Origin of the sequence: Halorussus salinisoli, assembly GCA_005239435.1 — an archaeon.
Classification (GTDB): Archaea; Halobacteriota; Halobacteria; order Halobacteriales; family Haladaptataceae; genus Halorussus; species Halorussus salinisoli.
This window is the reverse complement of the sequence record SZNP01000010.1, coordinates 206,809-220,344: the sequence shown is the minus strand read 5'-3', so window position 1 is coordinate 220,344 and position 13,536 is coordinate 206,809. Positions and strand designations below refer to the sequence as shown.

12 protein-coding genes and 1 rRNA gene are annotated in these 13,536 nt (G+C 66.9%); 4 read left to right on the top strand and 9 right to left on the bottom strand.

The features are described from left to right. Both rrf and E2484_RS23415 read left to right on the top strand, forming a co-directional pair. Window positions 1-120 (top strand): 5S ribosomal RNA (gene rrf, locus E2484_RS23420); the annotation flags it as partial. Between the two features lie 157 nt (window positions 121-277). Beyond that, a complete protein-coding gene (locus E2484_RS23415; RefSeq protein ID WP_137287611.1) occupies window positions 278-1,513 on the top strand; it encodes an ornithine cyclodeaminase, nickel-pincer nucleotide-dependent in 1,236 nt (411 codons plus the stop codon). Between the two features lie 7 nt (window positions 1,514-1,520). Here E2484_RS23415 and E2484_RS23410 read toward each other — a convergent pair whose 3' ends face one another. The 4 genes from E2484_RS23410 to E2484_RS23395 are packed head-to-tail and all read right to left on the bottom strand — an operon-like array spanning window position 1,521 to window position 7,112. Next, window positions 1,521-3,122 carry a lipopolysaccharide biosynthesis protein gene (locus E2484_RS23410; protein WP_137287610.1) on the bottom strand — a complete coding sequence of 534 codons (1,602 nt, stop codon included), beginning with the start codon at window positions 3,120-3,122 and terminating at the stop codon, window positions 1,521-1,523. 47 nt (window positions 3,123-3,169) lie between these two features. Beyond that, window positions 3,170-5,587 carry a xanthine dehydrogenase family protein molybdopterin-binding subunit gene (locus E2484_RS23405; RefSeq protein WP_137287609.1) on the bottom strand — a complete coding sequence of 806 codons (2,418 nt, stop codon included), beginning with the start codon at window positions 5,585-5,587 and terminating at the stop codon, window positions 3,170-3,172. Then, entirely contained in the window at window positions 5,584-6,591 is a 1,008-nt protein-coding gene (locus E2484_RS23400) for an FAD binding domain-containing protein (RefSeq protein ID WP_137287608.1), read from the bottom strand. The genes E2484_RS23405 and E2484_RS23400 overlap by 4 nt, the downstream gene beginning before the upstream one ends. Beyond that, window positions 6,591-7,112 (bottom strand): (2Fe-2S)-binding protein, encoded by a 522-nt coding sequence (locus E2484_RS23395; protein WP_137287607.1) that lies wholly within the window; start codon window positions 7,110-7,112, stop codon window positions 6,591-6,593. Before E2484_RS23395 ends, E2484_RS23400 begins: the two co-directional genes overlap by 1 nt. Window positions 7,113-7,322: 210 nt before the next feature. On the opposite strand from E2484_RS23395, the gene E2484_RS23390 reads away from it, so the two are divergent. Continuing rightward, window positions 7,323-7,556, top strand: a complete 234-nt coding sequence (locus E2484_RS23390; RefSeq protein WP_137287606.1) for a hypothetical protein — start codon at window positions 7,323-7,325, stop codon at window positions 7,554-7,556. A 328-nt stretch (window positions 7,557-7,884) separates the two neighbouring features. On the opposite strand, the gene E2484_RS23385 is transcribed toward E2484_RS23390, so the two are convergent. Beyond that, window positions 7,885-8,952: a methionine synthase gene (locus E2484_RS23385; RefSeq protein WP_137287605.1), complete on the bottom strand. Its 1,068-nt coding sequence runs from the start codon at window positions 8,950-8,952 to the stop codon at window positions 7,885-7,887. Next, window positions 8,949-9,956 carry a 5-methyltetrahydropteroyltriglutamate--homocysteine methyltransferase gene (locus tag E2484_RS23380; protein WP_137287604.1) on the bottom strand — a complete coding sequence of 336 codons (1,008 nt, stop codon included), beginning with the start codon at window positions 9,954-9,956 and terminating at the stop codon, window positions 8,949-8,951. The genes E2484_RS23385 and E2484_RS23380 overlap by 4 nt, the downstream gene beginning before the upstream one ends. A gap of 131 nt (window positions 9,957-10,087) precedes the next feature. Here E2484_RS23380 and E2484_RS23375 point away from each other — a divergent pair, with 131 nt between their 5' ends. Continuing rightward, window positions 10,088-10,630: a hypothetical protein gene (locus E2484_RS23375; protein ID WP_137287603.1), complete on the top strand. Its 543-nt coding sequence runs from the start codon at window positions 10,088-10,090 to the stop codon at window positions 10,628-10,630. On the opposite strand, the gene E2484_RS23370 is transcribed toward E2484_RS23375, so the two are convergent. The 3 genes from E2484_RS23370 to E2484_RS23360 are packed head-to-tail and all read right to left on the bottom strand — an operon-like array spanning window position 10,619 to window position 13,268. Beyond that, window positions 10,619-11,200 carry a HemK2/MTQ2 family protein methyltransferase gene (locus E2484_RS23370; protein ID WP_137287602.1) on the bottom strand — a complete coding sequence of 194 codons (582 nt, stop codon included), beginning with the start codon at window positions 11,198-11,200 and terminating at the stop codon, window positions 10,619-10,621. The genes E2484_RS23375 and E2484_RS23370 overlap by 12 nt on opposite strands. Further along, window positions 11,197-12,378 carry a mechanosensitive ion channel family protein gene (locus E2484_RS23365; protein ID WP_321113045.1) on the bottom strand — a complete coding sequence of 394 codons (1,182 nt, stop codon included), beginning with the start codon at window positions 12,376-12,378 and terminating at the stop codon, window positions 11,197-11,199. The genes E2484_RS23370 and E2484_RS23365 overlap by 4 nt, the downstream gene beginning before the upstream one ends. Beyond that, window positions 12,375-13,268 carry a 16S ribosomal RNA methyltransferase A gene (locus E2484_RS23360; RefSeq protein ID WP_137287601.1) on the bottom strand — a complete coding sequence of 298 codons (894 nt, stop codon included), beginning with the start codon at window positions 13,266-13,268 and terminating at the stop codon, window positions 12,375-12,377. The genes E2484_RS23365 and E2484_RS23360 overlap by 4 nt, the downstream gene beginning before the upstream one ends. Window positions 13,269-13,536: the final 268 nt, after the last annotated feature.

Sequence of the window (13,536 nt, the reverse complement as noted above, 5' to 3'; positions counted from 1 at the left end):
AGGCGGCCAGAGCGGCGGGGCGACACCCGTACCCATCCCGAACACGGAAGTTAAGCCCGCCTGCGTTTCGGCCAGTACTGGAGTGCGCGAGCCTCTGGAAACCCCGATTCGCCGCCTCCCACTCATACACCGGCCCGCTGCAGCACCGTGCTGCAGTGGGCCGTTTTCATTTCGAACGGGACCCTCACAGTCGCTAGCGACGGCCACGGTCGTCGAGCCGTCCGACAAAACCACCACCAACGCAACGTTCATGCCTCGCCCGTCCGTCAACGAGACGATGACAGTCGCACGCACGGTCGAACTGGAAGGACACGTCATCGACTCGGGGATGATGCAGCAGTGTTTCGGCGTGGTGATGGACCTCGGCGGCAACTTCGACGTCGAGGTCTTCGACGTAGGCAAGCACAAAGACGAGGAGTCGTACTGCCGGATGACGGTGACGGCCGACGACGAGGAGAACCTCCGCGAGATTTTGCACGAGCTCCACCAGAACGGCGCGCACCTCCCCGATCCACCGAACGCGACGCTGAAGCCCGCCCCGGCAGACCGGGTGGTACCCCATGGCTTCTACTCGACTACGAACCATCCCACACAGGTCAGGTTCGAAGGCGAGTGGCTTCCGGTGCAGAACGTCGAGATGGACTGTGCTGTCGTCGTGGAACCGGACGCCGAGGGCGGCCCGCGAGCCTACACGAAGGTACTGAACGCCATCGAAGAAGACGACTTGGTGGTCACGGACGAGGCGGGCGTCCGCGTCGATCCGCCCGAGCGTCCGCGCGGGTCGGGAAGCCCCTTCGGGTTCATGCAGGGCGGCGTCTCGGCCGAGCGCCCGTCGGAGTCGCTCATCCGCGAAATCGCCGACGCCATCGAAGAGACGAAAGCCGACGGCGGGTCGGTGCTGGCAGTCGCCGGGCCTGCGCTCGTCCACTCGGGCGCGGGCGACGCCTTCGCGCGACTCGTCCGCGAGGGCTACGTCGACATGCTCTCGGCGGGCAACGGCTTCGCGGTTCACGACCTCGAACGCGGCCAGTACGGCACCTCGCTCGGGATGGACGTGGAGACGCTCGAAAACCCCCGGAAGGGACACAAACACCACATCTACACAATCAGCGAGATTATCCGCGCGGGCGGTATCGAGCAAGCGGTCGAACAGGGACTCGTCGAAGACGGCGTGATGTACGAGTGCGTCGACAACGACGTGCCCTACGTCCTCGCGGGGTCCATTCGGGACGACGGCCCGCTCCCGGACACGATTACCGACTCGGTCGAAGCCCAGAACGCCATCCGCGAGCAGGCCCACGAGGCGGACCTCGTCCTGATGCTCGCCACGCTCCTCCACTCGGTCGCGGTCGGCAACTGCCTGTCCTCGACGACGCGCGTCGTCTGCGTCGACATCAACCCCGCGACGGTGACGCAACTGCTCGACCGCGGAAGCGCACAAGCCATCGGCATGGTGACGGACGTGGGAACCTTCGTGCCGACGCTCGCGGACCAGATTTTGGACGAGTCGTAACCGGCCGTTACCGCCATCCCTCCGACAGCGCCTCCCGATACCGACCGACGAGCGACGCGCCCAACCGTCGCTCGACCTGCGTGAACCCCAGTAACTGAAGCGACTTAGCGTACGCCAACAGCCCTGCCGCGCTCCCGGTCACCGGAGCGACGGCCCCCGGCACCGCGACTTTGACGCCCAGCGCGACCAGCGCGAGCGGCACCGCCGCTATCAGCGGTTTCGCGTGGAGGCGCGTGAACGGCTGTAGCCCCTCGAGATAGTACAGCACCGCGACTTCGAGACCGTTGTTCACGGTGAGCATCAGCACGTAGCTGATTACCAGTCCTGGAAGTCCGAACTGGGTCGTTAGCGGAATCGCGGTCACGGCCAAGAACGCGGTAATCACCACGTTGACCACGAGGAGCGCCCGCTGGTTGTCTGTCATCGTCAGGAGGATGCCGACGCTCCCCGCGGCGCACGCGGCGTACTGCGCGACGATGAACCCCGGCAGGAGCGGCGCGTACTCCACGAACGTCGGCCCGAACAGCCTCATTACGGACTCTCGATACACCACGACTGGAATCGAGAGCGCCGTGACCCCGACCAGCACTAGCCTGCTGGTGACGTGGTAGAGTCGTCGCAGGGCCTCGCGGTGGCCCTCCTCGTTGAGCGCGGCCGCGACCGGCGGGATGAACTGGTTGATACCCATCAGCGGCAACCGGACCAGCGTGCCCAGCAGGACCCCGACCGCGAACACGCCGCCGGCCACGCTCGACAGGAACACCGCGATGAGCGGGTAGAACCCGAGTCGCTGGGTCGTCGTGGCGAACCCACCGACGAACAGCGGGAGCGTGAATCGCAGATACTTCCGGCGGAGTCGACCCGCGTCGACGCCGCGAAGCCGAGGTCGGAACCCGCGCTCGCGCGCCAGCCACCCCGCGGCGGCGACTCCGGTCAGCCCCATGACGAGCATCACGCCCACGGCCGCCAGCGCGAGGTCGTGGAAGAGATAGGCGGCGACCGCACCGACGGCCAGTTGTGCGGTCGGGAAGCCGACCCGGAGCGTGAGATTCAGCGGGCCGACCGCTTCGATGCCCCGAAGAATCTCGGTGACGGTGAACAGCCACACGCCCGCGGGCAGGCCGACCGCGAAAACTTGCAGAAACAGCCGGAACTGCTCGCCTTCGTCGGCCAACTCAGTCACGAGCGGCGCGGCCGCGAACAGCACGACCCCGAACGCCGTGGCGACCCCGACCAACAGCAGACTCGCGAACGTGGCGAGGGCGTCCCGCTCCTCGGCCGACTCCGCGTTGGGCAGAAACCTGCTCAGTCCGCTCCGGAACCCCAGCGCGAGTCGGAGGAGAAACCGCTGGAGTCGTCGCGCCAGCGCGAACGCACCGTAGGAACTCGCGGCGAACCCGTTCGTCAGGATGGCGGTGAACGCCAGCGTGAATCCCCGCTGGAGCAAGATGGCCGGAACCGAGACGGTCGCACCGTGGGCGACTCGTTCCAAGGCGTCTTCGAGGCGGGCTTCCACCGGGTCGGGAGACGAGTCACTCTCGGCAGACGACTCACGGTTCTCGGTGGACGACCCACTGCTCTCGACCGACGTTCCCGGTTCGGAGACCACGGACGAGTTTGCTCCAACTGGTGGATAAATCCGCTGGTGTCGAGCGATTACTCGTCGGTTTCTCGGCTCTCCTCGGCGTCCCGAATCGCGCGCCACACCGTCTCGTCGGTCAGTGGCATGTCGAGGTGCCGGACGCCGAGCGGTGCGAGTGCGTCGACGACCGCGTTCACCAGCGCGGGCGGCGCACCGATAGTTCCGGCCTCGCCGACGCCCTTCACGCCGAGTTCGTTCCGCGGCGAGGGCGTCACCGTCTCGCGGGTCTCCATCTCCGGGACGTCGAACGCCCGGGGGACGGCGTACTCCTGCATCGAATCCGTCACCAGCGTCCCGTCGTCGTCGTAGACGGTCTGCTCGTATCGGGCCTGTCCGATTCCCTGTGCGACCCCGCCGTGAATCTGTCCTTCCACGATGGTCGGGTTGATTCGCTCGCCGCAGTCGTCGGCCGCCACGTAGCGCGGAACGTCTATTTCGCCCGTGTCGGGGTCCACCGCCACGACCGCGACGTGGGTGCCGTGGGGGTAGGTCGTCCCGTCGGCCTCGTAGAACGTGGTGGCTTCGAGCCCCGGCGAGAGGTCCTCGGGGAGACCCGGCCGGTAGGCCGCCGCGGCGACCTCGGCGAAGTTACGCGTTTCCGTCGCTCCGGCGACTCGGAACTCGCTGTCTTCGAGCGCGACCGCCTCCGGGTCGGCGTCGAGCAGGGTGGCCGCGATTCGGCGGGCCTTCTCCCGGACGTCGCGGGCGCTCGCTGCGACCGCGTTGCCGCCCGCGATGGTGCTTCGACTGGCGAAGGTACCGGTCCCCTGCGGAATCTCGTCGGTGTCGCCCTCCGAGACCGTCACGTCGTCGTAACTCACGCCGAGTTCGTCGGCCACGATCTGTGCGTAGGTCGTCTCGTGGCCCTGTCCGTGGGAGTGGGTTCCGGCGGAGACCCGGACGCTACCTTCGGGGTCCACGCGGACGACGCCGCTCTCGACGCCGAAACCGGTCGATTCTACGAGGCACGCCACACCGACGCCGACGTAGCGTCCCTCGTCGTCGCGTTCGGTCGCGCGCAGGCCCTCGTAGTCGATGGCGTCGAGCGCCTCGTCCATCGTTGCCTCGTAGTCGCCGCTGTCGTAGGACGCCCCGACCGCGGTCTCGTGCGGCAAGTCCTCGGGTGCGAGTTGGTTCCGGCGGCGGAGTTCCACGGGGTCGGTCGCGAGTTCGCGGGCCGCGGCGTCCACCAGTCGCTCCGTGACGTAGATGGCTTCGGGCCGGCCGGCCCCCCGGTAGGAGTGGACCGGCGCGGTGTTGGTGAACGCCACGGTGGTCTCGCAGTAGATGGCCGGAACGTCGTACTGACTGGCGAGTAGCGTCCCGTAACTTCCGGGCATCGCCGGACCGACGCCGAGTCCGTACCCGCCCGTGTTCGCCCACGTTTCGACCCGAATCCCTCGAATCTCCCCGTCGTCGTCCACCGCGATTTCGGCGCTGGTCCGGTGGTCCCGGCCGTGGTTGCCCGCGAGGTAGTTGCCTCGCCGGGTCGCGGTCCACTTGACCGGGCGGCCGAGTTCCATCGCGGCCCACCCGGCCATCGCCTCGCCGGGGTAGGGCGTGTTCTTGTGGCCGAATCCGCCGCCGACTCGGGGCACCGAGACTCGGACGTCCCGCTCGGGCAGGCCGAGCGAGTGCGAGAGCTTTCGACGCTGGCTGTGAGGCCCCTGCGCGGTCATCTCGACGGTCAACCGCTCGTCGCTCGCCGACCACCGCGCGAGCGCGGCCCGGGGTTCCATCGCGGTCGGCATGAGCCGATTGTTCTCCGAGTCGAGCGAGACGACGCGGTCGGCCTCGGCGAACGCCGCGTCGGTCGCGTCTTCGTCGCCCAGTTCGGTCGTGACTGCCACGTTGTCGGGCGCGTCCTCGAAGAGAGTCGGCGCGCCCTCCTCGGTCGCCGCCACGGGGTCCACCACCGCGTCGAGGGGGTCGTACTCGACTTCGACCGCGCGGGCCGCGTCGGCCGCGGCGTAGCGGTCCTCGGCCACCACCGCGGCGATTGGCTGGCCCTGATACCGGACTCGTTCGCGGGCCAGCACGGGGTGGCCCGGCGGGTCGCAGTCGAGCGGTCCCGTGGTGATGGGAAGGACGCCGGGCGCGTCGGAGGCCGCCACGTCGTCCCAGGTGAACACCGCGACCACGTCGTCGCGCTCGGCCACCTCTTCGGCGTCGACGCCCGCGACTCGGGCGTGACCGCGCTCGCTCCGGACGAACTGCAGATAGGCCATCCCCGGCGCGCGCAGGTCGTCGGTGAACTCGGCCGTTCCCCGGAGCAGGGCGTCGTCTTCCCGGCGCGAGACTCCTTCCCCGACAAGTTTCTCGTCGGCCACCTCGGCGCGCTCACCGGCCCCGTCAGCGTCGCGCTGGTCCGCGTCGCGCTTATCCGCGTCCCGTTGACCCGCCTCGTCGGGCGCGCTCGTCGCGTCACTCATCGGTCGCCACCTCCGAGTCGGCGCGCTCTGCACGCACCCGACTGGACGCGGTCGAGCGCCGTGCTCAGCGCGCGCTCGGCGTAGGACTCCAGCAGGTGGAGTCGGAACTCCCCGGAGGCTGCCACGTCCGAGCGAACCTCGGCCGGGTCGAGGGTCTCACCCGCGCGCTCAGCCGCGGCGGCGAGTGCGTCCCGATCGGGGTCGCCACCGACGAGAACGTCTTCGGCCGCGAGCGACTCCTCGACTGCGGTCAGTCGTACTGGACCGTCGGCCACGCCGCTGGCCGCGAGGCGCGCGTCGGTCACGGTTCGGTCCGCGATTCGGAGCGAGGCTGCGACCCCGACGAGCGCGTACCCCGTGGCCGGGTGAGTCTTCTTCGCGTACGCGCCACCCGCGGCGGGTACGGCGTCTCCGTCGTCCGCCTCGGTTCCCGGAACCCGAATATCGGTCAGGAGTTCCCGGTCGCCGAGGTCGGTCCCGCCCGCGTCCTGGAAGAACTGGTCGGCCGGAACTTCGCGCTCGCCGTCTCGCCCGCGGACGACGAGGGTGGCGTCCGCGGCGATCATCGCTGCCGGGAGATCGGCGGCCGGGTCGGCCTCCGCGAGGTTTCCGCCGATGGTTCCGCGGTTGCGCACCTGCACGTCGCCGACCTCCCCCGCGGCCTCGGCGAGAACCGGAGCCACGGCCGCCACCGCGTCCGACTCCGAGACAGTGACGTGAGTCGTGAGTGCGCCGATCGCGACTGGACTGACCGCTTGGCCCGAGTCGTCCGAGTCGCCGGCTTTGGCCGAGTCGAACGACTCGGCCTTCTCGACCCCGCGGAGCGCGTCGATTCCGGCGATGTCGATTGCGACCTCCGGGGCCGCCTCCCCGGTCTTCGCGTCGGGAAGCAGGCCGTGGCCGCCGGCGAGGAGCGCCGAGTCCACGTCGGCGTGGGTTTCGAGCAGTTCGAGGGCCTCCTCGACGCTGGTTGCTCGGTAGTAGTCGAACTCCGGCGGGAACATCAGTTTCCGCCTCCCGGTGGGTTCTCGGTGGGCGTTTCGACAGTGTTCGGGTCGCGCAGGTCCTCGGCGGCCGACTCGACCGCATCGACGATGTTCTGATAGCCCGTGCATCGACAGACGTTCCCCTTGAGCGCGGTCCGAATCTCGTCGCGGTCGGGGTCGGACTCCGTTTCGAGCAGGTCGGTCGCGGTCATCACCATGCCGGGCGTGCAGTAGCCACACTGGAGACCGTGTTCCTCGCGGAACGCCTGCTGGATCGGGTGGAGGTCGTCGCCTTCCGCCAGTCCCGCGGCCGTGGTGACTTCCGAGCCGTCGGCCTGGACTGCGAGGACGGTGCAGGACTTCACGGCTTCGCCGTCGAGGTGGACGGTGCAGGCCCCGCACTTGCCGGACTCGCATCCGACGTTGGGGGCGGTGTAGCCGAGTTCGTCCCGAAGCGCGTGGACGAGCAGGGTCCGGGCTTCGACGATCAGTTCCTCGTCGGTCCCGTCGACGGTCAGGTTGATGTCGTGGCTCGTCATGTCGGTCGGTGGGTCACGGAGTCGGTTCGTCCGCCTGCCGTGCCGGTCGATTCGATGCTCATTACATCGAGTTGCCAGGTATACTCACTAATACTTTTGCTGAACGCGATTGGTGTAGAGAAGCAGTCACTTTCTCGCTCGCTACCGGATTGCCCCGTCTGCTCTCCCTCGAACTATATTATTCGTTTTATCGATGGGTATATTCACATATTGACCTCTGACGATACCACGACCGGTTCGGGCGACTGCTTGGGCTACACGAAGTACGAGTACGCCGACGACGCGGACGCGACCGACACCGACTCGGTGACGATTTCGGTCGGTGGCGGGAGCTGCGAGGGCTACTGCGGCACCACCGACAACTACACGGACGTCCAGAACGGCCGGGCGTGGACCGACGGCAGGACAACACGCCTTCCTTTTAGACACATATTCGATTATTAGACACTGATAGATACTTCCTTCAGAACGACTTCGATGGCCCCGTTGGAACCGGAGGTTTCGACCGACCGCGACCGCACAGCACCCCACGGCGACCGCGAACCTCACGGCTCCGCACGCGTCCGGTCAGAAACTCAATCGAGTGATTCGACAGGACCCCCATCGCACGAAACTTCAAGTAAGAAAACGGGACGAACTCGACCCGTGACCTGAATCGGGCCGGGACGCGTCTGCGGTCGCGCGGCGCGCGGCGTTCCGGAGTCGACCGCACGCGCACCGCCTGTTAGCCACCTCCGGCGAGAGTCATCAGTAGCCAGTCGAGTCGTGGCGGTCAGTCGTCGGCGGTCACGGCCGACCGCTCGACATCGATCTCGCCGGCGTCGAGTTCCTGCTCGACCTCGCGCGCGGCGCGCACGAGGTTCGCCATCTTCTCGTACGCCACCTCGCGCGGGAGGAGTTTCAGCCCGCAGTCCGGACTGACTGTCAGTTGTTCGGGCGGGACGACTTCCAGTCCCTTCTGGATGTTCTCCTTTATTTCGGGTACCGACTCCACGTCGGCGACGTGGGCGTCGACGACGCCGAGCGCGAGGTCCGCCGTGAACTCGGGGTCCTTGAACACGTCCAACTGCTCGTAGTCGCCGTTGGCGAGTTCGAGGTCGAACTCGTCGACCGGGAACTCCAGAATCTCCGGATAGATGCGCGAGTAGTCGCCGTAACAGACGTGGAGACCGACGCGCACGTCGTCCGGAATCCCGTCCACGATGCGTTCGAGACAGTCGCCGACGATGGCGTGGTCGTCGGGCGTCGTGGCCAGCGCAGGCTCGTCGATCTGGACGTAGCGAGCGCCCGCCTCGACCAGTTTCTCGACCTCCTCGTTCACGAGGTCCGCGAGGTCGTTGGCCAGCGCCTCGGTATCCTCGTAGGCCTCGTTGAAGCTCCAGTTCGCCAGCGTGTAGGGGCCCGTAATCGGCACCTTGACCGGCCGGTCCGAGACGCTCGCGGTGAACTCGTACTCGTCCACGAGCCACGTCTCGTCGTACTCTACGTCCGAGACGACCGAGGGCTTGTCGAAGGTGTTGTGGCCCCACACCTTCACCGGCCCGTTGAACTCGTAACCGTCGATGCGGTGGGCGAAGTACTCGACCATCTCGTTGCGGCGCATCTCGCCGTCCACCACCACGTCGAGTCCGGCGCGCTCGTGTTCGCCGGTGATGAGTCGCGCGGCGTCGTCCTTGGCCTCCTGCCAAGCAGCATCGTCGAAGTCGGCGTCCTCGTCCTCGTGGAGGTCGCGGGCGCGGTCTACCCACTTGGGCTTCGGGTAGCTTCCGACGACGGTCGTCAGCAGGAAGTGGTCGTTCGGGTGATTCGCGGGGCGGAACTGGTCGCGGTTCTGGCTCATGCTTTCACCTCTGCGATGTCGGTCGCCTCGCCGAGCGCGGCGAGTTTCTCCTCGAACGTCGAGTAGGGCAGGTAGAACAGTTCGGTGTTGGGCGTCAGGTAGATGGTCTCGAAGTCGGCCGCGGGCGTGTTCTCTTCGAGCCAGTCGGCGCGTTCGGCGATCTGCTCTGGCTCTTCGACCAGCGTGTTCTGGCCGTCGACGACTCCCGCGGCGATGGAGTCTTTGGTGCCGTACTCGTTGATGTTGTAGAGGTTGTCTTCGTGGTTCGCCACGAAGTCGTAGCCGAGCGCGTCGAAGTCGGCGTCCAACAGGTGAGCGTGGACCTTCTCGTCGAGCGCACCCCAGTAGGTCTGAACCACTACGTCGGTGTCGTCCGGGGCGGCAGTGGTCACTGCGTCGATGGCCTCACTGGCGCGTTCGTCTTCGCTTTCACCCGGCGCGTTCTCGACCAGCGACGGTTCGAGGACGAACAGCGTCTCGACCTCGGGGAACGCCGATACTTCACCAGCGAGGAAGTCGGCGATGGCGTCCAGGAACTCGGCGTCGTCGCCGTAGTACTCGTCGGTGGCGAGGTCGGCCAGCGAGTACGGACCGGGCACGACCGCCTGGAGGGAGTCCGAATCCGCGAACTCGCTCGCGGCCTCTAACTCTCCGGCGACGTCGCCGTCGAAGGTCAGGTCGTCGGTCACGACCGGGTCCCGGTAGAAGTTGTTGTTGTCGTAGTACCGGACGATGCCGCGGGTCTCGACCGCGTCGTGGACCGCGAGAGGATGTGCGAGCATGTCGTCCCATCGGAGTTGCCCCTCGACCACGCGGTCGAGTCCGACGTCCTGCTGTCGGCCGATCACTTCTTCGCGGGCCTGCTCGTAGACCGAGGTTATCTCCTCGCCCTCGTCACCGTCGACGAGGTCGTGTTTCTGATGGCCCTTCAGGTCGGCCAAGTCTTCCTTCGCCCAGTCCGGAAGTGGATACACTCCCGGTGTCGTCGCGACGCGTTCTGTCATGTACCCCGACCTACGCAATGCCGATGCTTAATATTTTCCACTCGGGAAATTACCGACGTTCATAGTTGGGTGGTACCACGACTCACGAACCGAGGAGAAAGTACTTCGGTCGCGTCGCAGACGTGTAAACGATGAGAAACTTCATCACTGCAATCGTCGCCGCGTTCGCTTTCGGACTCGTCGTCGGTGCGATAGGATGGGCCGGGTTCGGGAGCCCGGTCGGACAGGCAGACCCCGGACCGGACCCCGAATCGCCGCCCTTCTCGGTGAGCGAGTCAGGCGGAACCTGCCTCGAAACACGCGCTCACGCCGGATGGGCCCACGAGGTCGCAGTCGGCCACTCGTTCGCCGTGACGCTAAACGCCACCGTGGTCCAAGACCGGGGGCAGACCGTCTCGGCGAACGTGAGTCGGACAGCGCCAGAAACCTACCGAATCGACCTCGAAACCGCGCCCGACGAAACCGAAACGTCGGACGAGGGCAAACGGAAATCCGCTCCCGAAGACTGTCGGGTAGCGACCGACGTGCGCCTCGCGACGAGTCTGCCGACCGAGTACCAGGAGTTCGAGGTCGCGGTGAACGGCCGCACACTCCGGACCATCGAGAACCGAGACACCACCGGAAACCTCTACCAGTTACCGAACCCGATAAATGCGACCACCTCAGCGAACTAGCTTCAGCACCGTCAGCGTCTCGAAGGGGAACGACTCGTCCCGGAGCGCCACCGCCGAGAACCCCTCGGCGGCGGCCAGTTCGACCACCTCGTCGACGCCCGTGAGACTGCTCACTAACAGGTAGACAGCGCCCTCCGGCGCGAGGACCCGGCCCACGGACCCGAGGAACGGTTCGATGACCTCCCGGCCGTCCTCGCCGCCCGAGAGCGCGACCTCCATCCAGTCGTCTCGCTCGTCGTCGGGGTCGGTCGGCAGGTAGGGCGCGTTGAAGAGGACGGCCTCGAAGACGCCCGACCGGAAGGGTTCGAGCAGGTCGGCCCGGACCGCCTCCACGCCGCGCTCGCGGGTCTGCGCGCAGGCGTGAGGATTCAGGTCCGACCCGAGGACGCGCGCACCGGTCTCGTCCGCGACTCGCTGTGCGACGTACCCCGACCCGGTGCCGACCTCCAGCGCAAGCGACGGCGGGTGGGCCTGGAGGTCGGCGATGGCGGCGTCGGCCAGAAGGTGGGAGTCCTCGGCGGGTTGGTACACCTCGGTTTCGGCGTCCCGGCGGTCGGCGAGGTCGGTCACTCGTCGTTCACCTCGCTCGCCTCGCGCGGTTCCGACGCGTCGTCGGTCACGCCTCCGTCGGCGGTGGTCTCCGGTACGTCGGACTCACTACCTACCCGGAAACCGCCCGACTCCTCGCGGCCGGTGAGTTCGCGCTGGGGGAACGGAATCTTGACGTCCTCGTCGTCGAAGGCCGACTTGACCGACTCGATGACCGCGGTGCGGGCGCGCCACTGCCTGCGGGCGCTCGGCTTGTCTATCCAGAAGCGCAGGACGAGCGTGACCGCGGAGTCGCCGAACTCCTTGAGGACTACCTTCGGGGTCGGCACGGTCAGCACTTCGTCCAAGTCCTTTATCGTCTCCTGTGCGAGGTCGGCCGCGCGCTCGACGTCGGCCTCGTAGTCGACGCCGACCTCGACTTCGATTCGGAGTCGGCCCTTCCGACTCTTGTTGACGATTTTGGTTCCGCTAACGATGTCGTTGGGTATCATCACGTACTCGCCAGCGAACGTCTGGATGCGGGTGTTGACGATGGAGATGTCGGTCACGATGCCCTCCTCGTCGTCGATTTCTACCCAATCGCCGATTTCGAAGGGCCGGGAGAACATCAACACGAACCCCGCGAGCAGCGCGCCGAGGGTCTGGCGGGCGGCCATACCGACCACGATACCGAGGAACCCGGCCCCGACCAGCAGGCCGCTGAGGTCCACGTTCCAGAGGCCGAGGATGATGGCGACTGCCGAGACGTACACGGTGAGTTGCGACACTCGGTAGACGATTTCGCTCTGGTGCTGGCTGATGGTCTCGTGGCCCTCTACGAATCGGTCGATGGCCTTCTTCACGAACCCGGTCACGATGTAGGCACTCGCCAGCACCGCTAGCGCGACGAGTATCTTGACGCCCTTCCCGGCGGTGTTGTTGATCTGGTCGAGCGCGTTGGCGGTAGTCGTGGCTTGCTCCCAGAGGACGAGCAGACTGACTACCGCCGCCAGCAGAAGCGTCCCGAAGGCCGCGAGCAACATCACGTTGCCGACGTGCCGGGGAAACCGTCGCCGAAGCTTCGGTTGGACGTACCGGGCGGCCCAGACCGCGGCGACGAGACCGAGGAGGATACCGACGGTCGCCGCGACCTGCTGGGTCTCCGTGAAGGTCGCCAACTGGTCGATGGTCGAGAGGATTCCAGCTACGAGGCCGCTCACGGTCGGTCACCGCCTCGCCCGTACTCGTCGGCGACCGTCGCCAGCGCCGCGAACGTCGCTGGCGGAATCTTGCCCGCGCGCTTGCTCAGCACGTCGGGGTCGAGGTCGGTCTCCCCCTCGGCGATGGCCTCGACCGGAGCGTCGGCGTCGTCAAGCCCCGAGATGTGGCCGGTGTTCCGAATCGCGTTCCGGAGGGTCTTGCGGCGCTGGGTGAAGACGGCCTTCACGAACCGGAGGAAGAACGCCTCGTCCCCGACCTCGTAGTCGGGGGCGCGCGGCGTGGTCCGGACGACGGCGCTCTCGACCTCCGGCGGCGGCGAGAACGCCTCCTTCGGCACGGGTTCGACGACCTCCACCTCGGCGTAGTGCTGGGCCGAGACCGAGAGGCGGCCGTAGTCGTCGGTGCCCACGCCGGCCGCCATGCGCTCGGCGAACTCCTTCTGGAACATGAGGACCGTGGGTTCGCCCCGCGGGAGCAGTCGGAAGGTAATCTCGCTGGAGACGCCGTAGGGGAGGTTCGAGACGGAAGCGGTGAAATCTGGGAGTTCGACCTCCAGCGCGTCGCCCTCCACGACCGTCAGGCGTCCGGCCGCGATTTCGTCGGCGAACTCCTCGCGCAGGAACGCCGCGAGGTTGGGGTCACGCTCGACTGCGGTCACTTCGTCGGCGACTCCGAGCAGGCGGTCGGTCAGCGCGCCGTTGCCCGGCCCGATTTCGAGGACGTGCGACAGGTCGAACCCGGCTTCCTCCGCGTATCCGGGTAGACGGTCGAGAACGCGGTCGTCCACGAGGAAGTGCTGGTCTCGGTCGGGATTGCCGCGGACGCCCGCCCGTCTGAGCAAGGCGTCGGGGTCTCGGGGGGAAGCCCCCGAATCGCGTGCGTCGGTCATGTTGTCTCGGGGTAGATACCGAACGTGGGTAAACCCACCGAGTTTGTCGGAACGTGTCAGAAATCGAGTTGGGCGGCCGTGTCGCTTTAAACCATACACAGAGCCGCTAAAAGCGTATATGGATGGTTTTAAGCAAGTTATTTAATTGTGTAGATTCGAATAATCCACATCCGGCGAGTGCTGGCGCGGTGTTGTGCGTGTGCGGTAGCTCCGTGGCTCGAGGAGTAGCTAGCTCCTACCAGTCCCTCACGCCCACAGTCGCAGTGCG